General features: G+C 72.5%; 17 protein-coding genes. 4 read left to right on the top strand and 13 right to left on the bottom strand.

Translation table 11 applies throughout. From position 1 onward, the window contains the following. Positions 1–35 precede the first annotated feature (35 nt). Positions 36–1,043 (bottom strand): stage II sporulation protein M, encoded by a 1,008-nt coding sequence (locus tag C9F11_RS16810; RefSeq protein ID WP_138960063.1) that lies wholly within the window; start codon positions 1,041–1,043, stop codon positions 36–38. Positions 1,044–1,150: 107 nt separating this feature from the next. Here C9F11_RS16810 and C9F11_RS16815 point away from each other — a divergent pair, with 107 nt between their 5' ends. Beyond that, the gene (locus C9F11_RS16815; RefSeq protein ID WP_138960064.1) at positions 1,151–2,158 is read left to right on the top strand and encodes an RDD family protein; all 1,008 of its coding nucleotides are present in this window, start codon (positions 1,151–1,153) and stop codon (positions 2,156–2,158) included. 8 nt (positions 2,159–2,166) lie between these two features. Here C9F11_RS16815 and C9F11_RS16820 read toward each other — a convergent pair whose 3' ends face one another. Both C9F11_RS16820 and ahcY read right to left on the bottom strand, forming a co-directional pair. Further along, positions 2,167–2,781 carry a hypothetical protein gene (locus C9F11_RS16820; RefSeq protein WP_138960065.1) on the bottom strand — a complete coding sequence of 205 codons (615 nt, stop codon included), beginning with the start codon at positions 2,779–2,781 and terminating at the stop codon, positions 2,167–2,169. A gap of 518 nt (positions 2,782–3,299) precedes the next feature. Further along, positions 3,300–4,757 carry an adenosylhomocysteinase gene (gene ahcY / locus C9F11_RS16825; RefSeq protein ID WP_138966581.1) on the bottom strand — a complete coding sequence of 486 codons (1,458 nt, stop codon included), beginning with the start codon at positions 4,755–4,757 and terminating at the stop codon, positions 3,300–3,302. A 377-nt stretch (positions 4,758–5,134) separates the two neighbouring features. On the opposite strand from ahcY, the gene C9F11_RS16830 reads away from it, so the two are divergent. Next, positions 5,135–7,312: a fructose-specific PTS transporter subunit EIIC gene (locus C9F11_RS16830; protein ID WP_138960066.1), complete on the top strand. Its 2,178-nt coding sequence runs from the start codon at positions 5,135–5,137 to the stop codon at positions 7,310–7,312. Between the two features lie 140 nt (positions 7,313–7,452). Further along, a complete protein-coding gene (locus C9F11_RS16835; RefSeq protein ID WP_138958190.1) occupies positions 7,453–9,123 on the top strand; it encodes an IS1182 family transposase in 1,671 nt (556 codons plus the stop codon). A gap of 124 nt (positions 9,124–9,247) precedes the next feature. On the opposite strand, the gene C9F11_RS16840 is transcribed toward C9F11_RS16835, so the two are convergent. The 7 genes from C9F11_RS16840 to C9F11_RS16870 all read right to left on the bottom strand — a co-directional run bounded on the left by C9F11_RS16840 (position 9,248) and on the right by C9F11_RS16870 (position 17,036). Beyond that, positions 9,248–10,180: a cation diffusion facilitator family transporter gene (locus tag C9F11_RS16840; RefSeq protein ID WP_138960067.1), complete on the bottom strand. Its 933-nt coding sequence runs from the start codon at positions 10,178–10,180 to the stop codon at positions 9,248–9,250. A gap of 138 nt (positions 10,181–10,318) precedes the next feature. Beyond that, positions 10,319–11,470 (bottom strand): mannose-6-phosphate isomerase, class I, encoded by a 1,152-nt coding sequence (gene manA / locus C9F11_RS16845; RefSeq protein WP_138960068.1) that lies wholly within the window; start codon positions 11,468–11,470, stop codon positions 10,319–10,321. Positions 11,471–11,589: 119 nt separating this feature from the next. After that, positions 11,590–12,744 (bottom strand): SIS domain-containing protein, encoded by a 1,155-nt coding sequence (locus C9F11_RS16850; RefSeq protein ID WP_138960069.1) that lies wholly within the window; start codon positions 12,742–12,744, stop codon positions 11,590–11,592. 83 nt (positions 12,745–12,827) lie between these two features. Further along, complete coding sequence (locus C9F11_RS16855; RefSeq protein ID WP_138960070.1) at positions 12,828–13,004, bottom strand: Trm112 family protein; 177 nt, start codon at positions 13,002–13,004, stop codon at positions 12,828–12,830. 211 nt (positions 13,005–13,215) lie between these two features. Then, a complete protein-coding gene (locus tag C9F11_RS16860) occupies positions 13,216–14,580 on the bottom strand; it encodes a phosphomannomutase/phosphoglucomutase (RefSeq protein ID WP_138960071.1) in 1,365 nt (454 codons plus the stop codon). Positions 14,581–14,740: 160 nt separating this feature from the next. Further along, complete coding sequence (locus C9F11_RS16865; RefSeq protein WP_138960072.1) at positions 14,741–16,357, bottom strand: L-lactate permease; 1,617 nt, start codon at positions 16,355–16,357, stop codon at positions 14,741–14,743. A gap of 256 nt (positions 16,358–16,613) precedes the next feature. Next, complete coding sequence (locus C9F11_RS16870) at positions 16,614–17,036, bottom strand: DUF3499 domain-containing protein (protein ID WP_138960073.1); 423 nt, start codon at positions 17,034–17,036, stop codon at positions 16,614–16,616. A 262-nt stretch (positions 17,037–17,298) separates the two neighbouring features. Between C9F11_RS16870 and C9F11_RS16875 the strand changes: the two genes are divergently transcribed. Then, positions 17,299–17,754 carry a metallopeptidase family protein gene (locus C9F11_RS16875; RefSeq protein ID WP_138960074.1) on the top strand — a complete coding sequence of 152 codons (456 nt, stop codon included), beginning with the start codon at positions 17,299–17,301 and terminating at the stop codon, positions 17,752–17,754. 15 nt (positions 17,755–17,769) lie between these two features. On the opposite strand, the gene C9F11_RS16880 is transcribed toward C9F11_RS16875, so the two are convergent. From C9F11_RS16880 to C9F11_RS16890, 3 genes are all read right to left on the bottom strand, one after another. Further along, positions 17,770–19,254: a DUF5719 family protein gene (locus C9F11_RS16880; RefSeq protein WP_138960075.1), complete on the bottom strand. Its 1,485-nt coding sequence runs from the start codon at positions 19,252–19,254 to the stop codon at positions 17,770–17,772. After that, positions 19,251–22,973 (bottom strand): glycosyltransferase, encoded by a 3,723-nt coding sequence (locus tag C9F11_RS16885; protein WP_138960076.1) that lies wholly within the window; start codon positions 22,971–22,973, stop codon positions 19,251–19,253. Before C9F11_RS16885 ends, C9F11_RS16880 begins: the two co-directional genes overlap by 4 nt. 234 nt (positions 22,974–23,207) lie before the next feature. Next, a complete protein-coding gene (locus C9F11_RS16890; RefSeq protein WP_030672713.1) occupies positions 23,208–23,471 on the bottom strand; it encodes a WhiB family transcriptional regulator in 264 nt (87 codons plus the stop codon). Positions 23,472–24,199: the final 728 nt, after the last annotated feature.

A 24,199-nucleotide genomic window follows, 5' to 3' on the forward strand; every position in this document is an offset into this window, starting at 1 on the left:
GAGGAGACTAGCAGGTCAGAAGGGTCGTACGCACATCACGCCGCAGTGGGGACGGACGCACTCCGCTCCGCTGCGTCGATGTCGCCGGTCTCGCCCTCGCGTGCCGCCCGGCCGCCGAGGACGTAGACGTATGCGAGGAAGGCCAGCTCGGCGGCGATTCCGATGGTGATGCGGGCCCAGGTGGGCAGGCCGGAAGGGGTGACGAAGCCTTCGATGGCGCCGGACACGAGCAGGACCAGGGCCAGGCCGATGGCCATGCCCAGGGCGGAGCGGCCTTCCTCCGCCATGGCCGCGCGACGGGTGCGCGGGCCCGGGTCGATCAGCGTCCAGCCGAGGCGCAGACCCGTTCCGGCGGCTACGAAGACGGCGGTCAGCTCCAGTAGGCCGTGCGGGAGGAGCAGCCCCAGGAAGGTGTCCAGGCGGCCCGCGGAGGACATCAGGCCGAGGCCGACACCCACGTTGAGCATGTTCTGGAAGAGGATCCAGATGACGGGTATCCCCAGGAAGGCGCCCAGGACCAGGCACATCGCGGCCGCTTGGGCGTTGTTCGTCCACACCTGGGCGGCGAAGGACGTCGCCGGGTGACTGGAGTAGTACGTCTCGTACTCGCCTCCGGGGCGGGTCATGTCCCGCAGTGCCGAAGGGGCCGCGATCGAGGACTGCACCTCCGGGTGCGTGCCGACCCACCAGCCGATCACGGCCGCGAGGGCCACGGACAGCAGGGACACCGGAATCCACCAACGCCGGGACCGGTAGACCGCGGCGGGGAACCCGTGTGTCAGGAAGCGGGTGACGTCTCTCCAGGAGGCGCGGCGCGTGCCTGTCACGGCACTACGCGCGCGTGCCACCAGCTGTGTGAGGCGTCCGGTGAGCTGCGGGTCCGGGGCGCTGGACTGGATCAGGGAGAGATGTGTGGCGGTGCGCTGGTAGAGCGTGACGAGCTCGTCGACCTCAGGGCCGGTGAGCCGGCGCTGGCGGCGTACCAGGGCGTCGAGCCGGTCCCATTCGGCTCCGTGGGCCGACACGAAGACGTCGAGGTCCATCGGATTGGCTGCTCCTCGGCTTCTCGTACTGCTCCTACTGCGGCGCGATCACTCATCAGCTTGGCAGACTGGCGGTGGCGGGGGCAGCGACGGGAAGGACGGCGGGCGTGAGCGAGCTTGTGACGGGCGAGGCGGTGGCGCTGGAACTGCGTCCCGCGAAGCTGCCGAGCCGAGTGCTCGCCCTCCTGATCGACATGGTCGTGGCCTGGTCGGTGTACCTGGCCGTGACGCTGGGGCTGCTCGCGGCGACCGCGTCCCTCGACGACGCGGCGGCCGCCGCCATCGCCGTGTCGACGTTCCTGCTGGTGCTCGTGGGCGTGCCCATCGCGATCGAGACGCTCAGCCACGGGCGGTCGCTGGGGAAGCTGGCCTGCGGGCTGCGGGTCGTACGGGACGACGGCGGGCCGATCCGGTTCCGGCACGCCCTGGTGCGCGGTGCCGTCGGCGTCGTCGAGATCCTGATGATGTTCGGGGTGGTCGCCTGCATCGCGTCCCTGGTCTCGGCCCGGGGGCGGCGGCTCGGGGACGTGTTCGCGGGGACGCTCGTCGTACGGGAGCGGGTGCCCACGGGGCAGATGGCGTACGTGCCCGCGCCGCCGCCGTGGCTCGCGGGGCGGTTCTCCGAGCTCGATCTGTCGGGGGTTCCGGACGGCCTGTGGCTGGCGATACGGCAGTACCTGACGCGCATGGGGCAGTTGGATCCGCAGGTCGGCTGGGGCATGGCGGAGCGCCTCGCGGACGATCTGGTGGCGCGGACGGGCGCTCCGGCTCCGGTGGGGGTGCCGCCGGCCGCGTTCCTGGCCGCCGTGGTGCACGAGCGGCAGGCGCGGGAGGCGCAGCGGGCCTTCGGCGGGGCCGCGACCGAAGGGAGTGCGCCGTACCCGGGCTCCTATACGCCGGTGGCGTACGCCCCGAGTGCGCCCGGCTCCCCCACCCCCGTCCCGTATCCCCCGTCGGCCCCTCACGCCCCGCTGCCCTCGGCCGGGCAGTGGGCTCCGCCGTCGTCCGGTGCGGCGGACGCGGAGGCGCCCCGGGCCGTACCGCGTGCCGTGCCGGAGTCCGGGCCGCGTGATGAGCCGCGGCAGCCCTCGACGGGCTTCGTGCCGCCGGCGTAGGGCGGGCGTCAGGGGAAGGTCGACGGTGGCGACTCGAGGTGTTCGAGCTCGATGCCGGGGGCCGCGAGGACGACGTCGCCGCTGAGGTGGACGGTGTGCTGCTCCCCCGTGTCCAGGGCTGTGACCTGGTATTCGTCCACGGTCAGCGGGCCGTTGTCAGTGGCGTGTGCTTCTCTCGTCAGCAGGGCCCAGGACTGGTCGAGGGTGCGCGGCGCCAGGACCGGGTCCGTGAAGGCGACCAGGCGGACGCGGGTCGCGGGGGAATCGGGGGTGAGGCGCAGCAGCCGGGCGGTGGCGACGAGGAAGGCGGGGGACGTGCCGGTGAAGGCATGAGCGGGGGCGTTGTTCTCGGTGGCGTGCGCGCCGGTGGCGTCGGTGCGGACCCAGGTGACGCCGTCGAGGGCGGCGGCCCGCACATGCCAGCCGGAGGCGTTCAGTTCGAGACGGATGGGGCGGCCCAGTTCGTCGACGGCCAGGTCGACGGAGCCCGTGTGGTCGCCGGAGGGGGCGGTGCGCTGGGCGACGTAGCGCCAGCCGGAGGGGCCGGGCGCGCACTGGAAGTGTTCTTCAGCCAGGGGGGTGTGATCGTGCGGATCGTGCAGCGAATAGCGACCGCGGGGCATGGGGCTCGGTCCTTGTCGGGGGACGTGCGGTAGGGCGTCGTCGACGCTGTGGAGCGTCGGGCAGAGCGTATGGAGCAGCGTATGGAGGTCGTGGGGCGAGCGTACGGAGCCTTCTGAGGCGAGCCGTCGGAGGGTCCGCGCAGTCGAGTGCCGGGAGCTCGTGAGCTGAGAGCTCGTGAGCCGAGGGCCGGTGGGTCGCAGACCCGTGGGTCGCAGACCCGTGAAGCAGTGCGCCGTCAGGGATGCGGAGTCGGGCGCCCTGGCGGTGGGGCTGCCGAGGTCTGCCGTGGGGCTGCTGGCCGGCCCTGGGCTTGCGGGGTGACCACGACGCGGTCCGCGCCAGTACATCCAGTACATGACGCGGTCCGGGCCAATACGCCGACAGGCCCCCGCCACGACGGCGAGGGCCTGCTGGAGACGTACGGCCGGAGTCGACCGGACGGGCCGGGCACCGCCCAGGAAGTCGGGAACGGCCCGAGGTGGGCCGCTCCGTGATCAGGGGCGGTACGCGGGCCGGATCAGTAGCGGTAGTGGTCCGGCTTGTACGGGCCCTCGACCTCGACGCCGATGTACGCGGCCTGCTCGGGGCTGAGCTTCGTGAGCTTCACGCCGAGCGCGTCCAGGTGCAGACGGGCGACCTTCTCGTCGAGGTGCTTCGGCAGCGTGTAGACGCCGATCGGGTACTCGTCCTGCTTGGTGAACAGCTCGATCTGGGCCAGGGTCTGGTCCGCGAAGGAGTTGGACATCACGAAGGACGGGTGGCCCGTCGCGTTGCCCAGGTTCAGCAGGCGGCCCTCGGAGAGGACGATGAGGACCTTGCCGTCCGCGAAGGTCCAGGTGTGGACCTGCGGCTTGACCTCGTCCTTGACGATGCCCGGGATCTTCGCGAGGCCGGCCATGTCGATCTCGTTGTCGAAGTGGCCGATGTTGCCCACGATGGCCTGGTGCTTCATCTTGGCCATGTCGGAGGCCATGATGATGTCCTTGTTGCCGGTCGTGGTGATGAAGATGTCGGCGGTCTCGACGACCTCGTCCAGGGTGGTGACCTGGTAGCCGTCCATCGCGGCCTGCAGGGCGCAGATCGGGTCGACCTCGGTGACGATGACGCGGGCGCCCTGGCCGCGCAGGGACTCGGCGCAGCCCTTGCCGACGTCGCCGTAGCCGAAGACCACCGCGGTCTTGCCGCCGATGAGGACGTCGGTGGCGCGGTTGATGCCGTCGATGAGCGAGTGGCGGCAGCCGTACTTGTTGTCGAACTTCGACTTGGTGACGGCGTCGTTCACGTTGATCGCCGGGAAGAGGAGCTTGCCGTCGCGCTGCATCTCGTACAGGCGGTGGACGCCGGTCGTGGTCTCCTCGGTGACACCGCGGATCTCCGAGGAGAGCTGGGTCCACTTCTGCGGGTTCTCAGCCAGGGTGCGGTTGAGGACCTGGAGGATGACGCGGTGCTCGTCGTTCTCGGCGGTCTCGACGGCCGGGGCCTTGCCGTCCTTCTCGTACTGGACGCCCAGGTGGACGAGCATGGTGGCGTCGCCACCGTCGTCCAGGATCATGTTCGGGCCGCCGGTGGGCGAGTTCGGCCAGGTCAGGGCCTGCTCGGTGCACCACCAGTACTCCTCCAGGGTCTCGCCCTTCCAGGCGAAGACCGGGATGCCCTGGGGGTTGTCCGGGGTGCCGTTCGGACCGACGGCGATGGCCGCGGCGGCGTGGTCCTGGGTCGAGAAGATGTTGCAGGAGACCCAGCGGACGTCGGCGCCGAGGGCGACCAGGGTCTCGATGAGCACGGCGGTCTGCACGGTCATGTGCAGCGAGCCCATGATCCGGGAGCCGGCCAGCGGCTGGCTGGCGGCGAATTCCTTGCGGATCGCCATCAGGCCGGGCATCTCGTGCTCGGCGAGGGTGATCTCCTTGCGGCCGAACTCGGCCAGGGAGAGATCGGCGACCTTGAAGTCCTTGCCGTTGACGGCAGTCATGATGAGCTGCTCCTCGTGATGGGTCGAGGGTGGGCATGGCTGATCTGCGGCGTCGGGGTACGGAGACACACCGGCGCGCGCAGCGCAGTCCGTCGGAGGCCCTCTCTCCCTCGGCCGGTCCAGGAGCGGACCGCCCGACCGCCATCAGCAGCGACGTCTGGCACTGTCACGAATCTACACCGATCGGCGCAGTGAGCCACAAGGGTGCCGGGAGATGGGCCGTGGCTGAATCACGACCTTGCCCGGGGCTGAGCAAAGGCCATCAGTCCATGATGAACCAGGACCTTTGCGCTTTTACTCCTGTCCCTGTCTGTTGCAGGATGCCTGGAGATCGGGAACATATGCGCGATCTTGTTCGGTCAAGGCGTTAGGAGAACCACGTGACCAGTCCGGCCGACCCCCCGACCGGCGCCGACGGGCAGAAGAGGCTGAAGCTGCTCGCGGTGACCGCCTGCCCGACCGGCATCGCCCACACGTACATGGCGGCGGAGAAGCTCCAGCAGGCCGCCGACCGTCTCGGCGTCGACATGAAGGTGGAGACGCAAGGCTCGATCGGGGCCGAGAACGTGCTGTCTGACAACGATGTCAGAGAGGCGGACGGCATCATCATCGCGGCCGACAAGGACGTGGACCGCGGCAGGTTCGCGGGCAAGCGCGTGCTGTCCGTCGGGGCTTCCGAGGGCATCAGCCACCCCGAGCGGCTGATCGAGCGGGTCGGGAGCGCGCCCGTACAGGGCGGCGACGGCGCCGGGAGCGGCGGCACGGGTGCGGCCACCGGCGGCGGGGGCGGGGGCGGCGGCCGGGAGCGGAGCGTCGCGTACAAGGCGCTGATGAACGGCGTCTCGTACATGATCCCGTTCGTCGTGGTCGGCGGTCTGCTGATCGCGATCTCGCTGTCGCTCGGCGGGCACACCGACCCGAAGGGCGGGCTCGTCATCCCGGACGACTCGTTCTGGATGCACGTGAACCAGATCGGCGTCATCGGGTTCACGCTGATGGTGCCGATCCTGTCGGGGTACATCGCGTACGCGATCGGGGACCGGCCCGCCCTGGTGCCGGGCATGATCGGCGGCTGGATCGCCAACACCGGTGAGCTGTACGACTCCAAGGCGGGGGCGGGCTTCATCGGGGCGATCGTGACCGGGTTCCTGGCCGGGTATCTGGTGCTGTGGATCAAGAAGGTCAAGGTCCCGAAGTTCGTCCAGCCGATCATGCCGATCATCGTGATCCCGATCCTGGCGACGAGCGCGCTCGGGCTCTTCTTCATCTACGTCATCGGCAAACCGATCTCGTGGGTCTTCGAGCATCTGACGGACTGGCTCAGCGGGATGACGGGCACGAGCGCGATCCTGCTCGGCGCGATCCTGGGGCTGATGATCGCCTTCGACATGGGCGGTCCGGTCAACAAGACGGCGTTCCTGTTCGGCGCGGGGCTCATCGCCACCGGCAACCAGACCGTCATGGGCATGTGCGCGGCCGCGATTCCGGTGATGCCGCTCGGGCAGGGGCTCGCGACGTTGATCCGCAAGCGGCTGTACACGGAGCAGGAGCGGGAGACCGGGCTCGCGTCGCTGTTCATGGGGTTGTTCGGGATTTCGGAAGGCGCTATTCCGTTTGCGGCCGCGCGGCCCGCGCAGGTCATTCCCGCGAACATGCTCGGCGGTGCCGTGGCCGGTGCGATCGCGGGCCTCGCGAGCGTGAAGGACGCGGTGCCGCACGGCGGGCCGATCGTCGCGGTGCTCGGTGCGGTCGGCGGTGTGCCGATGTTCTTCGTCGCCGTGGCCGCGGGAACGGCCGTCACCGCCCTCGCCACCGTGTCGCTGGTGGATCTGAGCGAGCGGAGGCGGCGCGGGGTGCCGGTCGGCGGGGCGGGCGTGGCCGCCGAGCCGGTGCCGGCGGGTGTGGGCGCGGGGGCCGGTGGGGCGGCTGTGGCCGGGGCCGCGGCCGTCGCCGCACGGACCGGAGGGCGGGAGTCCGCCGCCTCGGCCCCGGTGGCCGCTCCCCCGGTGGCCGCTCCTCCGGTGGCCGCTTCCCCGGTGGCCGCTTCCCCGGTGGCCGCTTCCCCGGAGGCCGCTTCCCCGGTGGCCGAGGGTGCCGCGCCCGAGGTCCTCTCGGGCTATCTCACCCGGCAGACCGTCAAGGTCGAGCTCGCCGCCGCCGACAAGGAGGCCGCGATCCGCGAGATGGCCGGACTGCTCGCGCGTACCGGCAAGGTCACCGATGTGGAGGAGCTGGTCCGGACGGCGCTCGCGCGCGAGGCACAGGGCACCACGGGGCTCGGTGAGGAGATCGCTATCCCGCATGCCAAGACCGACGCGGTGACCTCGCCGGTCGTGGGCTTCGCGCGGTCGGCCGAGGGCATCGAGTGGGGGTCGCTCGACGGCACGAAGGCCAAGCTGATCTTCATGATCTCCGTGCCTGAGGCCGCCGCGGGCGACGAGCACCTGCGGATCCTCGCGCTGCTGTCGCGGAAGCTCATGGATGGAGGGTTCCGGGGGCGGCTTGTGGCCGCGGCGGATGAGGCCGCGGTGCTGGAGGTGCTGCGGGAGGTTCAGTGAGTCCGGTCCTTGGTACGTGAGAGGGGCCCCGCACCTGGTGGTTGGGATGCCGTTGGCGAATTCGGGGCTCTGCGTGACGTCGGCCTTCAAGACCTGGTTGTGGTCTTGAAGGCCGACGTTGTCGTATGGGGTGGGTGTCGATGTCGATGCGTCCGATCGGAGATGGGGAGATCCCCGCGGAGACGGTGCGGGTGGCCCAGGCGGCGTTCCCGAAGGGCAGTCTGGCGATCCGGTTGCGGGATGAGCTGGGGGTGCTGTTCCGGGACGAGCAGTTCGCGGATCTGTTCCCGTCCCGGGGCAAGCCGGCCTGGTCCCCGGGCCGGCTCGCGCTGGTGTCGGTACTCCAGTTCGCCGAGGGGCTGCCCGATCGGCAGGCGGCCCTGGCGGTGCGGGCCCGGATCGACTGGAAATACGCCCTGGGCCTGGAGCTTACCGACCCGGGCTTCGACTACTCCGTACTCAGCGAGTTCCGCACCCGGCTGGTCGAGGCGGAAGCGGGGCAGCAGGTCTTCGACCACGTCCTGGAGTCCGCCCGGAAGGCGGGAATGCTGAAGGCGCCAGGCAGGGCCCGCACCGACTCCACCCACGTACTGGCCGCGATCCGGTCGCTGAACCGGCTGGAGTTCGTCATCGAGACCCTGCGCGCTGCGCTCAACGCACTCGCCGCTGCGGCCCCCAACTGGCTGTCCGCCCACGCTGATCCGGCCTGGTTCGACCGGTATGCCACCCGGCCGGAGGACTACTGGCTGCCCTCCGGCAAGGCCAAGCGGACCGAGTTGGCCGAGCAGACCGGCCGGGACGGCATGCGCCTGCTGGCCGACGTGCACGCCGCCGGGGCGCCCGTGTGGCTGCGCGAGCTGCCCGCCGTCCAGATCCTGCGCCGGGCCTGGGTTCAGCAGTACGTGTTCGATACGGAGGGCGAGGTGCGATGGCGGGACCCAAAAGAGTGCCCGCCGGGTGCTCTTCGCCTGGTCAGCCCCTATGACACCGACGCTCGCGCGAGTGTGAAGCGGGATATCAAGTGGGACGGTTTCAAGGTCCATTTGACCGAGACCTGCGATGCGGACACGTCTCACCTGATCACGAACGTGCTGACGCAGGACGCTACCGTCCAGGACAGCACGGCCACCAACCTGGTCCACGACGCCCTCGCCGCCAGGGACCTTCTGCCCGGCGAGCATCTACTGGACGCTGGCTACATCGACGGACCCCGCATCGTCACCGCCGATCGTCAGTACGGCATCACCCTGACCGGCCCCATCCGCGGCAACACCACTGCCCAGGCCAGCGGCCCCTACAGCCAGAGCGCCTTCGCCATCGACTGGCAGAGCCAGACCGTGACCTGCCCGAACGGCAAGAACGCCACCCAATGGCGGGACAAGATCTCCGATCGTGGCGCCCCCATCATCATCGTCCGGTTCTCACCCGCTGACTGCCGCACTTGCCCCGCGCGCCCCGAGTGCGTGAGCTCACCCCGAGCCGCGAGAAGGGAAATCACCCTGCGGCCCCGGGCCGAACACGAGGCGATCCAACAGGCCCGTGCAGCCCAGGGCACTCCCGAGTGGCGGGAACGCTACGCGGCCCGCAACGGCATCGAGGGCACCCTCTCCCACGCTGTTCACACCGCCGGTCTGCGCCGGTGCCGCTACCGCGGACTCGCCAGAACCCGCCTCCAGCACCAGCTCACCGCAACCGCGATCAACCTTGCCCGCCTCGACGCCCACCTCACCGGAACACCCCTGGCCCGGACCCGCACCAGCCACTTCGCACGACTTCGCCCCGCCGACCAAACGATCGACGGGGCGAAGTAGCAGGACCCCGAATTCGCCAACGGCATCCCTGGTGGTTGGTGCGGGGCCCCTCTCACGTACGCCCTGTTTCAACGGTTGCTCGGCGCTGTGGGCTGTGCCCCCAGGGGGGAGGGCTTCGGCCCGGTCAGCTGCCCGTCGTCGCCGCGTCCTCGCGGTATATGTCCGGCTCCAAGTAGATGACCCGGGCGATCGGGACCGCCTCGCGGATGCGGGTCTCGGCGGCGTTGATGGCGTCGGCGATCTCGCGGGCGGTGTCGTCGTGCTGGACGGCGATCTTGGCGGCGACGAGCAGCTCCTCCGGGCCGAGGTGGAGGGTGCGCATGTGGATGATGCGGGTGACGGTGTCGCCGTCGACGATGGCCTTCTCGATCTTCTCGACCTCTTCGGTGCCCGCGGCCTCGCCGAGCAGCAGCGACTTGGTCTCGGCCGCGAGGACGATCGCGATGAGGATCAGCAGGGCGCCGATGCAGAGCGTGCCGACGCCGTCCCAGACGCCGTCGCCCGTGGCGAGCGCGAGGCCGACGCCGCCGAGCGCGAGGACCAGGCCGACGAGGGCGCCGAAGTCCTCCAGGAGGACGACGGGCAGCTCGGGTGCCTTGGCGCGGCGGATGAAATCCTTCCAGGAGAGCGAGCCGCGCAGGGTGTTGGACTCCTTGATGGCCGTCCGGAAGGAGAACGACTCGGCGATGATGGCGAACACCAGGACGCCGACCGGCCAGTACCAGTGCTCGATGTCGTGCGGGTGCTTGATCTTCTCGTAGCCCTCGTAGAGGGCGAACATGCCGCCTACGGAGAAGAGCACGATGGAGACGAGGAACGCGTAGATGTAGCGCTCGCGGCCGTACCCGAAGGGGTGTTGCGGAGTGGCCTCGCGCTGGGCCTTCTTGCCGCCGAGGAGCAGCAGGCCCTGGTTGCCGGAGTCGGCGAGCGAGTGCACGCTCTCGGCCAGCATCGACGACGAGCCGCTGAAGAGGAACGCCACGAACTTGGCCACCGCGATCGCGAGGTTGGCGCCGAGTGCCGCCACGATCGCCTTTGTTCCGCCTGACGCACTCATGTGTGCCCGTTGTCCCTTCCGTTGCGTGCCGCGCCTGCCGCGTGACACGCGTACGTTCTCCGTTCCGCGACGGCCGGGCGCCGATGGGCCCGGCCGGTGCGGTGCGTCATTGTTGCAGCACGGGAGGCGTGGGGTGGGTCAGGCCACCACGGTGGCGCGGAAAAGGGTGCCGCTGCCGGAGACGTCGGCCTTCTCGTCCGCGGGGACGAACACGGATCCGCCGGGTGTCAGGGAGAGGTCGCCCACGCGGACCTCGCCCGCCGCGCAGAGCAGGATCTGCGGCGTTCCCGCGGTGAGGTCGTGCCGGGTGTCGCCCTCGGGCAGGACGTAGCGGGAGAGCCGGAACTCGTCGATCGGCGTCTCGTAGACCTCTTCGCCGTCGGGGGACGCCTCGGGGCGCAGGATGCCGGGGTCGCTCGCCTCGAAGCGGACGACGCGCAGGAGTTCGGGCACGTCGACGTGCTTGGGGGTGAGGCCGCAGCGCAGCACGTTGTCGGAGTTGGCCATGATCTCGACGCCCATGCCGTTGAGGTAGGCGTGCGGGACCCCGGCGCCGAGGTAGAGGGCCTCGCCGGGCTTGAGGGTGACGTGGTTGAGCAGCATGGCGGCGATGACGCCGGGGTCGCCGGGGAAGTGGCGGGCCGCGTCGGCGTACGGGGCGTAAGGGCCGCCGAGGCGCTCGGCGACGGCCGCGGCCTCGGTGACCGCGCGCGCCATCTCCTCGCGGTCGGCGGTGAGGACGGCCGTGAGGACCTCGCGGAGGGCCGCGTCCTCGGGCTTGGCGCGCAGCAGGTCGACGTACGGCTTGAGGGAGTCCACGGCGAGGCCCTCGATGAGGTCGGCGGCCTCGGCGGGCGGGCGGAAGCCGCACAGGCCGTCGAACGGCGTGAGCGCGCAGATCAGTTCGGGCTTGTGGTTGGCGTCCTTGTAGTTGCGGTGGGGCGCGTCGAGGGGGACGCCGCGGGCCTCTTCGTCCTCGTAGCCCTCGCGGGCCTGCTCCAGGTCCGGGTGCACCTGTACGGACAGGGGGGCGCCCGCGGCGAGGATCTTCAGGAGGAAGGGCAGGCGCGGGCCGAACTTGTCGACGGCGCGGGGGCCGAGTTCGGCGCGCGGATCCTCGTCGATCACCTCGTTGAGCGGCCCGCGCTCGGTGCGCGAGGGCGCGCCCGGGTGGGCGCCCATCCACATCTCGGCCTGCGGTTCGCCGGTCGGCTCGACGCCGAGGAGACCCGCGATGGCGGTGGTGGAACCCCAGGCGTAGGGGCGGATGGTGTTGGTGAGGCGGTCCACGGAAGGGTCTCCCTTACGGGCGTGCGGGGACGCGGGCGGGCGCGTCCTTCGGTGCGGGTACGCGCGTGCCCCCTAGGGGTACGGGTGCACGCGGGCGGGCGCCCGTACGGGAGCCGGGGTCATGATCGGCTCCCGGAGGCGAGCGCCAGGTAAACGGCGGCGAAATCCGTGAGGGCGATCAGTTCGGCCAGGCGCTCCAGGTCGTCGCCGTCCTCGGGGTCGAGCTCGCTGAGGGGGATGTCGTGGCTCTGGGCGAGCTCACGGGCGGCGGGCGCCGCGGTGAGGCCGCCCGCGTCGGCGGAGCGGTCGCGCAGCAGGACCGCGCGGGCGCGCAGCGGCCCCGGGTCGTCGACGCGGTCGCGGAAGAAGTCGTCGCTGTCGGCGCCGCCGGTGAGGCCGCGAGCGAGCAGCGAGGCGTGCGCGGGCAGCGCTTCGGGGAGCTCGGCGGCGAGCGCGGGGTGCCCGGCCAGCTCGGCGAGCGCGGCGGCGAAGCGGCGGCCCACGGGGCCCGCGGTCTCGCCCTCGGTCCAGATCAGCGGCAGTGCTTCGGCCAGCTCGGTCGCGAGGGTCTTGGCGGGGTTGTGGTAGGTCGCGACGGCGGGGCCGCAGCGCTCCGCGACGCCGTCGAGCCGGTCGGCGACCTTCTGGAGGGTCTCCACGGGGGCGGCGACCAGGCCGGTGCGGTCGAGCAGGGCGAGCAGCGGGACGAGCAGGGACCACAGGGTGCCGGGGGCGGCGGCCGGGGCGCCCGTGCCGTCGGCGTCGTCCGTGCTGGGCCGGGGCGCCACGGCCATCGGGACGGTGAGGCCGTGCGAGCCGCTGACGCCCTCGGCGAGCGGGGAGCGGGCCGGGGCCACGGCGGCGACGGTGCAGCCGCGGCGGTAGGACTGCTCGGCGAGGAGCGAGAGGCCCGGCTCCGTGCCGTCGGGCGTGGCGATGAGCAGCAGGTCGACGGGGCCGACCCAGCCGGGCAGGGACCAGCGCAGGGCGCCCGCCGCGGGGGCGACGCCGGTGGGGGCGATCCTGATGACGGGGCAGCCGGTGCCCACGAGGGCGCCGATGAGGTCGGCGACGCCCGCGGCGGCCGTGCCGGGGCCCGCGATCAGGACGGCGCGGGGGCGGCCGTCCGGTTTCAGCTCCGTGACCCCGGACTCGGTGGCGTGGCGGACCGCGGTCCGTACGCGGGCACCCGCTTCGGCGGCGCCGCGCAGCAGGTCACGCAGGTCTGCGCGGGCGAGCTCGTCGGGGGCGTCCAGGAGCGACTCGTCGAGCATGGGGGTCCGGCCTCCGATCGCCGTGCGCGGCAGGGGTGCGGGCGGGCGTCCGTGCGGGGTGCACGCCCGCCCTCTTGTGATCCTTACTCGGGGCGGCGGGCCTCGTCGACCAGGAGTACGGGGATGCCGTCGCGGATCGGGTACGCGAGGCCGCAGTCCGTGCCTTCCGCGGTGCAGACCAGCTCGTCGTCCGTCTCCTTGAGAGGGGCGTGGCAGGCCGGGCAGGCGAGGATCTCCAGGAGGCCGGCTTCGAGCGGCATGGGGTGGTCCCTTCGGGGTGGGGTCGTGCGGCCCGCCCAGCCTATCGCTGGCCTGGGGGCCTTGGGCGGGGGCGGGCCCCTGGGGGCGGGGGCCCTGCCCGGGGAGGGGGTGGCTCCGGCCCGCCCCTCCCCCGGTGTCGCTCTGCGGGCCCGGTGGACGTTCATGCCCACCCTTCCCGGGCTCCCGGCTTTGCCGCGAGGCGCGATGCGGCTACGCCCTGATGATCGCCAGAGCCGCGTCGCGGGTCTTCTCCATGGTCTGCCGGTCGCGGGCCTCCGCGTTGAGGCGCAGGAGCGGCTCCGTGTTGGAGGCGCGGACGTTGAACCACCAGTCGGCCGTCGTGACCGTCAGGCCGTCCAGCTCGTCGAGGGTGACGCCGTCCTGGCCTTCGTACGCGGCCCTGATCGCGGCGAGGCGGGCCTGCTGGTCGGCCACCGTGGAGTTGATCTCGCCGGAGCCCACATAGCGGTCGTACTGCTCCACGAGGCCCGACAGGGGGCCGTCCTGGCCGCCGAGGGCGGCCAGGACGTGCAGGGCGGCGAGCATGCCGGTGTCGGCGTTCCAGAAGTCGCGGAAGTAGTAGTGCGCGGAGTGCTCGCCGCCGAAGATCGCGCCCGACTTGGCCATCTCCTCCTTGATGAAGGAGTGCCCCACGCGCGTGCGGACCGGCGTGCCGCCGTTCTCGCGGACGACCTCGGGGACGGTCCAGGAGGTGATCAGGTTGTGGATGACCGTGCCGGAGCCGCCGTGCTTGGCGAGTTCGCGGGCGGCGACCAGGGCGGTGATCGCCGAGGGGGAGACCGGCTCGCCCCTCTCGTCGACGACGAAGCAGCGGTCGGCGTCGCCGTCGAAGGCGATGCCCAGGTCGGCGCCCTCTTCGCGCACCCGCTGCCGGAGGTCCACGATGTTCGCCGGGTCCAGGGGGTTGGCCTCGTGGTTGGGGAAGGTGCCGTCCAGCTCGAAGTACATCGGTACGAGTGTCAGGGGCAGGCCCTCGAAGACGGTGGGCACCGTGTGACCGCCCATGCCGTTGCCCGCGTCCACGACCACCTTCAGCGGCCGGATCGCCGACAGGTCGACCAGGGACCGCAAGTGCGCCGCGTAGTCCCCCAGGGTGTCCTGGCGGGTGAGCGTGCCGGGGGTGGCCGCGGGCTCGGGGGCGCCTTCCTGCGCCCAGCTCTCCACCAGGGCGCGGATGTCGGCCAGACCGGTGTCCTGGCCGACCGGGGCGGCGCCCGCGCGGCACATCTTGATGCCGTTGTACTGCGCCGGGTTGTGCGAGGCGGTGAACATCGCCCCCGGCAGGTCCAGGGCGCCCGAGGCGTAGTACAGCTGGTCCGTGGAGCACAGGCCGATCTGGGTGACGTCCACGCCGAGGGCGGCCGCGCCGCGCGCGAAGGCGCCGGAGAGACCGGGCGACGAGGGCCGCATGTCGTGCCCGACGACGATCGCGGCCGCGCCCGTCACGCGCGCGAAGGCGGCGCCGAACTGCTCGGCCAGAGTCTCGTCCCACTGGTCCGGGACCACCCCGCGCACGTCGTACGCCTTCACGATCTGGGACAGATCAGCAGCCACGGCCAAGCCTCTCTTTACGTACGTTCAGCGACGCGTGGGGGCCCGGGCGGGCGGCCGCACGCGGCGGACTTCGTCGACGGACTTCCTACGGACTTCCTACGGCGCCCCCAAACTACCTCCAACCACTGACAGCGGGTTGTGGCGGCGTTACACAAGGACGTCAGGGAAGCATCCAGCCGAGCACCGCCGTGCTCTGGCCCACCACGATCAGGCACATCACGAGCAGCAGGCCGAGGCTCCAGGGCAGCACCTTGCGCAGCAGATCGCCCTCCTTGCCCGCGAGTCCGACGGCCGCGCACGCGATGGTCAGGTTCTGCGGGGAGATCATCTTGCCGAGCACTCCGCCCGAGCTGTTGGCGGCGGCGAGGAGTTCGGGCGAGAGGCCCGACTGTTCGGCCGCGGTGACCTGGAGGGCGCCGAACAGCGCGTTCGCCGAGGTGTCCGAGCCGGTCACCGCGACGCCGAACCAGCCGAGCACCGGCGAGAGGAAGGCGAGGCCCGCGCCCGCGTCGGCCACGAAGTGCCCGATGGTGGCGGCCTGTCCGGAGAGGTTCATGACGTACGCGAGCGCGAGGACGCTCGTCACCGTCAGGATCGCGAACCGCAGTTCGTGGACGGTCGCCGCCCACTCCCGTGCCGCCACGCGCGCGTGGACGCCGAGTACGGCGGCCGTCCCGAACCCGGCGAGCAGCACGAGCGTGCCGCCGGTGGCCACCAGGGGCAGCGAGAAGACGTTGCCCCCGACCGGGTCGCCCGCGGGGTCGGCGACGTCCAGGAAGGGCCAGTCGAAGGTGCGGGTGGCCTCGGTGAGGAGGTCCTTGACGGGCGGGATCTGCGCGACGGAGAAGATCGCGACGATCAGGGCGTACGGGGCGTAGGCGCGCAGCACGTCCGCGCGCGGGTCGTCGCGGTCGAGGTCCTCGCTGCGCGCGCCGGTGAGGACCGCGGCGCGCACGGGCTCGGCGGCGGGCCTGCGCGCGTGCGGCACGGCCACGAGGGCGCCCGCGCCCGCCAAGGCGGCGCCGATGTCGGCCAGTTGCGCGGAGACGTAGTTGGAGGCGGCGAACTGCGCGGCGGCGAAGGCGAAGCCGCAGACGAGGGCGGGCTCCCAGGTCTCGCGCAGGCCGCGCCGCCCGTCGACGAGGGCGACCAGGAGCAGCGGCACGACGAGCGCGAGCAGCGGCGTCTGGCGCCCGACCACGGTGGCGACGGTGTCCAGGGGGATGCCGGTGACTTGCGCGAGCGTCACTACGGGGGTGCCCATGGCGCCGAAGGCGACGGGCGCGGTGTTGGCGACGAGGGCGACGACCGCGGCGCGCACCGGGTCGAAGCCGAGCGCCACCAGCATGACCGCGCTGATCGCGACGGGCGCACCGAAGCCCGCGAGCGCTTCGAGCAGCGCGCCGAAGCAGAAGGCGACGACGAGCGCCTGGATGCGCGGGTCGTCGGAGAGTCGCCCGAAGGAGCGTCTGAGGATGTCGAAGTGCCGGGTGCGGACGGTCATCCGGTACACCCACAGGGCGTTGACGACGATCCACAGGATGGGGAAGAGCCCGAAGACGGCCCCCTGGGCGGCGCTGGACGCGGTCTGGCCGAGGGGCATGCCGAACACGAGCCAGGCGACGGCCACGGCCGCGCAGAGGCCGATGAGCCCGGCCCGGTGCGCCTTCATGCGGACGGCGCCGAGGAGGACGAGGACGGTGAGCAGGGGAAGGGTCGCGACGAGTGCGGACAGGCCGAGCGAGTCGGCCACGGGCTCCAGTTGCTGCACGAACACGGGTGCCTCCCTGGATGATCCCTTGATCACGGGGTGGCGAAATAGTCGTGGCCTCGACAAACAGCCGTCAATCCGTGTGCCGGTGAGGATTCACTCACGGGCGTGCGGACCGCGCGCCCGGCGGCGCGGGAAGGGGCTGGCCGGAACGTGCCCCGGTCGCCCTCAGCCGTCGGGCGAGGGCTGTGCTCAGCCGCCAGGGCTCAGCTGTCCGGACTCAGCCGCCAGGGCTCAGCTGTCCGGACTCAGCTGTCCGGACTCAGTTGTCCGGCGAGCGCAGCACCCGCAGATGGCCGCGGCGCGCGACCTCCATGGGGTCCGCTCCGCGTGACCCGCCGCCCGCCCCGGCGGCGCGCTCCTGGGGCCGTGCGGCCTCCCGCACGGCGTTGGCGAGGGCTTCGAGATCGTCGCCGCTGGGCCGGGCGGGGCCCGAGGCGTCGGCGAGCCGGACGACCTCCCAGCCGCGCGGCGCGGTCAGGCGCTCGGAGTGCTCGGCGCACAGGTCGTAGCAGTGGGGTTCGGCGTAGGTGGCGAGGGGGCCGAGGACCGCGGTCGAGTCGGCGTAGACGTACGTCAGCGTCGCGACGGCGGGTCGGCCGCAAGCGGTGCGCGAACAGCGACGTACAGGGCTCACGACGTTGGACGGTACCGCACTCTTGAGCGGGCCGCGACGACTCTCCACCAGGTCACTCCCCCGTGTCGTGCGGTACCACCGTGCGTGGCGTGTCCGGAAAGCACCGCTCTGACCTGCGGAGACACAAGGGACCAACGGGGCCTGTGGTGTTGAACCCGGTCACCACTCGGAACAAATACTGCCAATCAGGGCGAGATCGGCAGTACAGGAGAGATGCACAATCGTGCCCAAGCGTGGCTGGAATGGTCAGGAAGCGACATGCCGTGCTCCGCGCGGAAAGGGCGATCTCGGGGACTACGCTTCGTCAGTGATGGACGACCCCGTACAGCCCGGCTCCGCCGAGCCGAGGCCCCGCCGACGCGACCGCCACGGCAGGGGCATGCGCGGCCCCGTGGCGCCGCCGCAGGTCCCCCTGTCCACGAGCCGTGCCGAGGCCTTCACCGACCTCGTGCAGGACTCGGTGGAGCGCCTGGAGCGGCGCTGGCCGCAGCTCACCGAGATCGACTTCCTGGTGCTCGAGGTGCCCCCCGTCAGCGGCGGCGCCCCGGACGAGGAGTGGACCGCGGAGACCGTGCCGCTCGGGGGGACCGTGTCCGCCTCCGAGGGGCGGCCCGCGCGGGTCGTCATCTACCGGCGGCCCGTGGAGATCCGGACCAAGGGGCGGGACGAGCGGGCCGCACTCGTCCACGAGGTGGTCGTCGAGCAGGTCGCCGAGCTCCTCGGGCTCTCCCCGGAGTCGGTGGACCCGCGCTACGGCGAGGACTGACCCGCCGGCCCCGCGCTACTTCTGCAGTACCTCCAGGTCCTGCTTCGCCCTCGGCACCTCCACCGTGCCCCTGTCGTCCGGCAGGGACTGGATCGTGAACATGGGGATGCCGTTCTCGGGGACCTCCAGCATGCGGGAGGCGTAGACAGGGGCGTCCGACTGGGGCTCCAGGGTGAGGGCGTAGGAGCCCCGCAGGCCGGAGGGCACCGGCGGGGCGACGGCGAGCGTGGTGCCCGCCTTGACCGTGTACGTCTTGCTGGTGGCCTCGCCCGCCTCCGTGCCCGGGGACGCGGTCACCTTGACGCGGGTGGTCTTGTCGGGGGCCGTCAGGGAGAGCGTGGTGCCCTTGGCGCGGTTGTCGGCGACGGTGGCGCGGTCGCCCACGGGGGCGGTCGCCGGGATGAACGCCGTCTCCTGCTTGGCGCCCTTGCCGCGCGTGACGCGGAGCGCCGCCACGACCGGAACGGAGTCCTCCGTAGGAGTGAGGACCAGCGAACCCGCCTCCCCCTTCGTCACGTCACCCAGGTCCACCGCCGCCGTCATGCCCGACTTCACGTGCAGGTTCTCGTGCCCGGCCGGGGTGATCGAGCCGGTGGGCGAGGCGAGTTGGACCTTCAGGTCGGCGTCGTCGGCGCCGGGCGCGAAGGCGACGAGGCGAACCGAGGTCGCGTCCTTCGGGATGCCCGGCAGCACCAGACGGGGCGCCGGGTCGGCGGCGGCGGGCAGCCAGTCGCCGCCCAGCGCCTCGTCCGACGACTGCACGGCGGCGGCGACGCGGCCGCTGCGCGCGGTGACGTGCATCGTGAGGTTGGTCTGCGGCTTGGGCGTGAGCGTGGACAGGAGCACGGGGACGCTGGAGCGCGGCTGGATCTGGATGGACTCGCCGACCTCGGCCTTCAGGGCGCCTCCGGGGCCGTACAGCTCGATGTCCACGACCGCCGCCGCGTCGTCGGGGTTCATCAGGTGGACGTAGTCGTTGCGGCCCTTGGCGGTGCCGGCGCCCGGGAACCAGAAGTCGGTGTCCGGGGCGGTGCAGTTGGTGCCGTGCAGACCGCGTCCCGCGCCCGCGCTGACCGACGTCGTCTGCTGGGCGGTCCAGCCGGGCGCGAGGCGGCCGTCGGCGCTGCCGATGAGCGTGGGGGCCTCCGCGCCCGACTCCTCGCCGGAGACCGGCTTCCCGGGCTCCTTCTGGGTCAGGAACGGCTTGGCACCCTTGCCCTTGCCGCCCTGCGGCGCGTCCGTGAGCTGCTTGACGACGGGGAACAGCGCGGCCCCGCCCACGCGCCCCGAGGCCCGCGACGCGGGCGTGAACGCCGTGTACGTCGTCTCCGCGAGGTCGGACGTGCTGGGCTCCGGGCACAGCAGGCTCGTGCGCTCCACGGGCAGCCGCTTCGCCGCGGCGGCGGCGTCGTCGCCCGCGGGGGCGTTGACGGCGGCGAAACCGGTCACGGCGGCCAGGGCCGCCGCCGCGGCGATCAGGGACAGGGTGGTGCGGTTCACTGCTGGCTCCCGTCGGGACGCTCACTGTCGGTGCCGTGCGGGGGGCGCGGCGGCACCGGCGGGTGCTGCGGGTGGGCGGTGTCCGTGGCGTCGTAGGAGCCGTAGGTCTGGCCGTAACCGGGGTTCGTCTCGTACGTGCCGTACGTGCCTTCGTAGGCGTACGGGTCGTACTGGGCGCCCTGGTAGGGGTCCGCCTGGTACGCGTGGTCGTAGCCTCCGGAGGCGTACTGGCCGCTCTGGTGGTGCTGTTCGCCGCCGTACGCGCCCTGGTCGGCGCCCGCGTGGGCGGGGGTCTGCCACTCCCCCTGGGCGGGCGCGCGCTGGGGCGGCGCGGGGGTGTGCTGGGGCGGGACCGCGCCCAGGGCGGCCTCTTCGGGGATGCCGTCGGGGAACGCGCCCTCCTGGCCACCCTGTTCGCCCTGGGCCCGCAGCCTGCGCGCCCTGCGGCCCTCGCCCGCGGCCGCCTGCGCGGGCACCAGCTGCTCCTCCGGGAGGTCGTCGTCCACGTCACGGCGGCGGCCGGGCAGCGCGAGGACCACCAGGACGAGCGCGAGGGCGCCCTGCGTCCACAGCAGCGCCGTGTGGGTGGCCGGGGGCTCGTACGTGATGTCCAAGCGGCCGCCCGACGCGGGCAGTTCGAAGCCCTGGGCCCAGCCGTCCACGGTGGTCCTGGTCAGCGCGTGGCCGTCCAGGGTCGCCGTCCAGCCCGGGTCCGCCGCGTCGGCGAGGCGCAGCACGCGGCCCTCAGCACCGGACGGGACCTTCGTGTGCACCTCCACGGGGCCCGCGGCGACCGGCTCGGGGTCCTGGGAGCCGGACACGACGGCCGCGCGGGCGACCTGCCGGTCCACGCGCCACAGGGCGCTGCCGTCCTCCTGGCTGAGCCGGGTCAGGCCCGGCGTGGTGTCCAGGGTGCGGCTGAGCTGGCGCGGCGCGCCGTCGCGGACGAGGACGTAGCGCACCGCGTAGCCGCCGAGCTGGTCGGCCTGGTCGGCGCCGGAGCCCGCGAGGAGGCGGGCGACGATGCGGTCGAGGCGGGCGTCCGTGCCGTCCTTCGCGGCGAGTTCGGCGTCACCGAGGCGGGCGCCGGAGCCGCGGACCAGCATGTAGGCGACCTCGGCCGGGGACGCGCTGTCCAGGACGAGCGTGCGGGCCTGGTCCTGGGTGCGGCTCTCCTCGGCGACGAACGCGGGCACCTGCACCGGGTCGCGGCGCTCCAGCGGGCCGTCGGCGCCGCGGATCATCCACCCGGCGGCGGCGAGCAGCGGCCCCGCGGCCGTGGCGAACGCGATGAGCGCGGCCACCGGCTGGCGCCAGCCGAAGCTCTGCTCGGCGACGCGCGCGCGTGCGCCGTCGGCGCCGAGCGCGGCGGCGGCGAGCAGCGCGATGCCGTACGCGAGCGTGGCCGGGCCCGCCCACGCCGAGCCGTTCGACAGGGCGGCGAAGACCAGCGCGACCAGGGCGACGGCCCAGGCGGTGCGGACGGCCAGCTGCCGCTCGGCGCGCAGCAGGGCGGCGAGCGCGGCCAGGACGATGCCGATGAGCAGCAGGCCGTGCACGGTGCCGGGGCCGCCGGGGCTGCCGCCGAGCAGGTCGAGCGCGGACGCGGAGCCCGTGCCGTACGCGAGGCCTGCCTCCTTGAAGAAGCCGGTCGGCAGCAGCGTGAGGGACCAGGGCGCGAGGACGAGCAGCGGCGTGCCGAGGGCGGCGAGGAAGCGCGTGCCGTACGCGACGAGGTCGGCGCGGCGCAGGGCGAGCACCAGGAGGCCGACGACGGCGGCGATGGGCCACACGATGGGCGTGAAGGCCGTGGTGACGGTGAGCAGCAGCGCGTACGCCCACGTGGCGCGCCAGCTGCCGCGGCCGCCGTCCTGGGACGTGAGCCCGGCGGCCGAGGCTCCCGCGCGCGCGATGAGCGGCAGCAGGACGGCGAGGACGGCGGTGCCGACGCGCCCGCCCGCGAGCGCGCCGGTGGTGGCGGGCAGGAAGGCGTACGCGACGGAGGCCCAGGCGCGCAGCAGCCGGGAGGTGACCAGGGGCCGGGACGCGAAGTAGGCGGTGAAGCCCGCGAGCGGCACCGAGCCGATCAGGAGGACGGTGACGGCGAGCCCGGTGGAGCCGAACAGGAGCGTCGACAGGCCGCCCAGGAGGGCCAGGTAAGGGGGTGCCGCGTCCGTGCCGCCGATGCCCACGGGGTGCCACGCGTCCGCGTACCGGGACCACAGGTCCGAGGCGTCGGCGGGCGCGGGCAGGAGCGCGCCGCCCGCGAGCGCGCCGCCGCCGAGCAGGGACCGGCACGCGACGAGCGACACGAAGAGCAGGATGACGAAGAGCAGCGGTCCGGGTTTGCGGGCGACGCGCTTGAGGCGCGCGAACTGCTCGATCTCCAGGAAGTCGGCGTCGTCTCCGCCGGGACCGGACTCGACGGCTCCGTGCCGTCCGGCGGCGGAGACCTCGGGGTCGGAGTCGCCGCCGAGGTGGCCCGCGACCTGCTCGACGGTGGCGCGCAGCGTGGCGCCGGGCGGCGGGAACAGGGGGCGCATCTCGCCGGCGGTCGGCTGCGGCCTGCCGCGCTTCTTGCGGGCGGCGAGGATCCGCTCGGGCCGCAGCAGCGTGCCGAAGAGCCCGGCGACCTCGTCGAGGGCCTGGCCGGGCGCCTTGCCGAGGAGCAGGCCGAGCGTGCGCAGCAGGGTGCCGACGACGAGCCGGACGAGGACCCAGGGCAGTACGGCGGTGCGGGTGTTGGCGAGCAGGGCGTAGACCGCCCCCGCCTTGTCGACGCGGTGCGGCGAGGTCGCCGTACGGCCCACGCAGTCGACGGTGCGGCGCTCGCGCGAGGCGGCCTCCGCGTGCCGCACGACGGCGTCGGGGGCGACCAGGACGCGGTGTCCCGCCGCGTGGGCGCGCCAGCACAGGTCGACGTCGTCGCGCATGAGGGGCAGCCGGCGGTCGAACCCGCCGAGCCGCTCGAAGACCTCACGGCGGATCAGCATGCCCGCGGTGGACACGGAGAGCACGGGCCGTACGTGGTCGTGCTGGCCCTGGTCCTGTTCGCGCCGGTCGAGGCCGGTCCAGCGGCGGCCCGAGTGGGCGATGGAGACGCCGACTTCGAGCAGCTGTCTGCGGTCGTACCAGCCGCGGAGCTTGGGTCCTACGACCGCGACCTCGTTGCCCGCCTCGCGCTCGGCCTCGACGGCGCGCAGCAGTTCGGCGAGGGCGCCGGGCTCGGGCGCGCAGTCGTCGTGCAGGAGCCACAGCCACTGCTCGGGCTCGCCGTGCGGCAGGTCCGGCAGGTCGTAGGCCTCGTCGCGCCAGGTGCGGCTCACCGGGTCCCAGCCGCTGGGGCGCTTCAGGTACGGCAGGTCCTCCGGGGTGAGGAGGGGGGCCGTGCGCACGGCCTCGTCGACGGCGGTGCCGAAGCCGGAGCGGCGGGCCAGGTGCAGCACGCGGTCGTCGCCGAGGGCCTCGGTGACCAGGCGCGCGGAGTCGTCGGCGCTGCCGGTGTCGGCCGCGATCGCGTTCTGTACGGGGCGGTCCTGGCCGAGCAGTCCGGCGAGCGCGTCGGGCAGCCAGCGGGCGCCGTCGTGGGAGACGAGCACCGCTGTCACGACGTGCCGCGGGAACTCGGGTGGGCTCGCCGGGTCGAACCCGGCCGCGCGGGACGGGTCGAACCCGGCGGCGGCGCCGTCGTGGTCTGAGGGGTGGCTGTGCACGGACATCGAGGTACGGGCCCCGGTTCGCTGGACTGCGGTGGACGCCCGTGCCCTGTGGGGGCGCCGTGGCGTCTCGGACGGGGCCCCACACTAACGGCTGGGAACACAACGGCCCGCCGCCTGTGGACAACTGGGGAGTGCCTGGCCGGTATGCCGTGCGGGTGCGTCACACGGCGCCGCCCACCCGTCCCTGGTAGGGGCGGATGGGCGGACGGAGGGACGGTTCCGGGAGGGGGCGGATCAGACGGCCGCTTTCTTCAGGCGGCGGCGCTCGCGCTCCGAGAGGCCGCCCCAGATGCCGAAGCGTTCGTCGTTCGCAAGCGCGTACTCAAGGCATTCCGAGCGGACCTCGCAGGCGAGGCAGACCTTCTTGGCCTCGCGGGTGGAGCCGCCCTTCTCGGGGAAGAAGGACTCGGGGTCGGTCTGGGCGCACAGTGCGCGCTCCTGCCAGCCGAGTTCGTCGTCCGCGTCTTCGACCAGCAGTTCCTGAACCAGCTCGGTCATATGCGCCCCTCGTCTGTCTTCGCGTCCCCGTGGTGCTGCCGTTACCGATTTCGGCTGAACGACACGAGTGAAATTACAAGTGTGCCGATCCGGGGCAGTCAAGCCGGGATCTGCTATTGAGCCCCTTATTCACTCTGCGGAACCAAGGCTTTGCGGAAAGTGTTCATATCTACCTAAACCATGACACTCGCCAGCGACCTGTCCGACAGGTGTCCCATCGCCCGGCAGGCATCGCGTCACGTCCACTCACCGACAGGGACGCCACGACTCGCACTCCCGTTGCAGCGAACTCGCCGAAGCGAACCGGATCACATGTGGATCACGGGGTCGCGACGGCGGCCGAGCGCCGGTTGACGCGCCGGTTCGAGCGCCGGTTGGTGCGGCTTGTGTCCCCTGAAGCGCCGCACAAACCTTTCCCCTGACAGAACAACCGGATGCGGTGAAACATTGTCCACATTCCGGACATCGAGTTGACAGGTGAGGTGTAAGCCGCTGTCCTGGTGGGCATGCTCGCGAACTTGGCGCTTTCCGTGACCCGCAACAGCGGGTCTGCCGGTGCTGCCCCCGCGCGCTGTCGCTGTACCTGTGCGTGTGCCTGTTCCAGCTGTTGAGCCACACCGTCTCCAGCCGTTGAACCGCTGAGCCACCGCCAGGCCCCGGTCACCCCGCTCCCCGGCGCCCGCTCCGCACCCGGCCCGCACCCCCGAGCAGCACCTCTCCGCTTTCTG

This window comes from Streptomyces sp. YIM 121038 (genome assembly GCF_006088715.1).
Classification (GTDB): Bacteria; Actinomycetota; Actinomycetes; order Streptomycetales; family Streptomycetaceae; genus Streptomyces.

Excerpts from the sequence above, each read along its gene's own strand:
- C9F11_RS16810 (WP_138960063.1), bottom strand. The coding sequence starts at position 1,043 with ATGGACCTCGACGTCTTCGTGTCGGCCCACGGAGCCGAATGGGACCGG.
- C9F11_RS16820 (WP_138960065.1), bottom strand. The coding sequence starts at position 2,781 with ATGCCCCGCGGTCGCTATTCGCTGCACGATCCGCACGATCACACCCCC.
- C9F11_RS16835 (WP_138958190.1), top strand. The coding sequence starts at position 7,453 with ATGTCGATGCGTCCGATCGGAGATGGGGAGATCCCCGCGGAGACGGTG.
- C9F11_RS16840 (WP_138960067.1), bottom strand. The coding sequence starts at position 10,180 with ATGAGTGCGTCAGGCGGAACAAAGGCGATCGTGGCGGCACTCGGCGCC.
- C9F11_RS16850 (WP_138960069.1), bottom strand. The coding sequence starts at position 12,744 with ATGCTCGACGAGTCGCTCCTGGACGCCCCCGACGAGCTCGCCCGCGCA.
- C9F11_RS16855 (WP_138960070.1), bottom strand. The coding sequence starts at position 13,004 with ATGCCGCTCGAAGCCGGCCTCCTGGAGATCCTCGCCTGCCCGGCCTGC.
- C9F11_RS16875 (WP_138960074.1), top strand. The coding sequence starts at position 17,299 with ATGGACGACCCCGTACAGCCCGGCTCCGCCGAGCCGAGGCCCCGCCGA.
- C9F11_RS16885 (WP_138960076.1), bottom strand. The coding sequence starts at position 22,973 with ATGTCCGTGCACAGCCACCCCTCAGACCACGACGGCGCCGCCGCCGGG.
- C9F11_RS16890 (WP_030672713.1), bottom strand. The coding sequence starts at position 23,471 with ATGACCGAGCTGGTTCAGGAACTGCTGGTCGAAGACGCGGACGACGAA.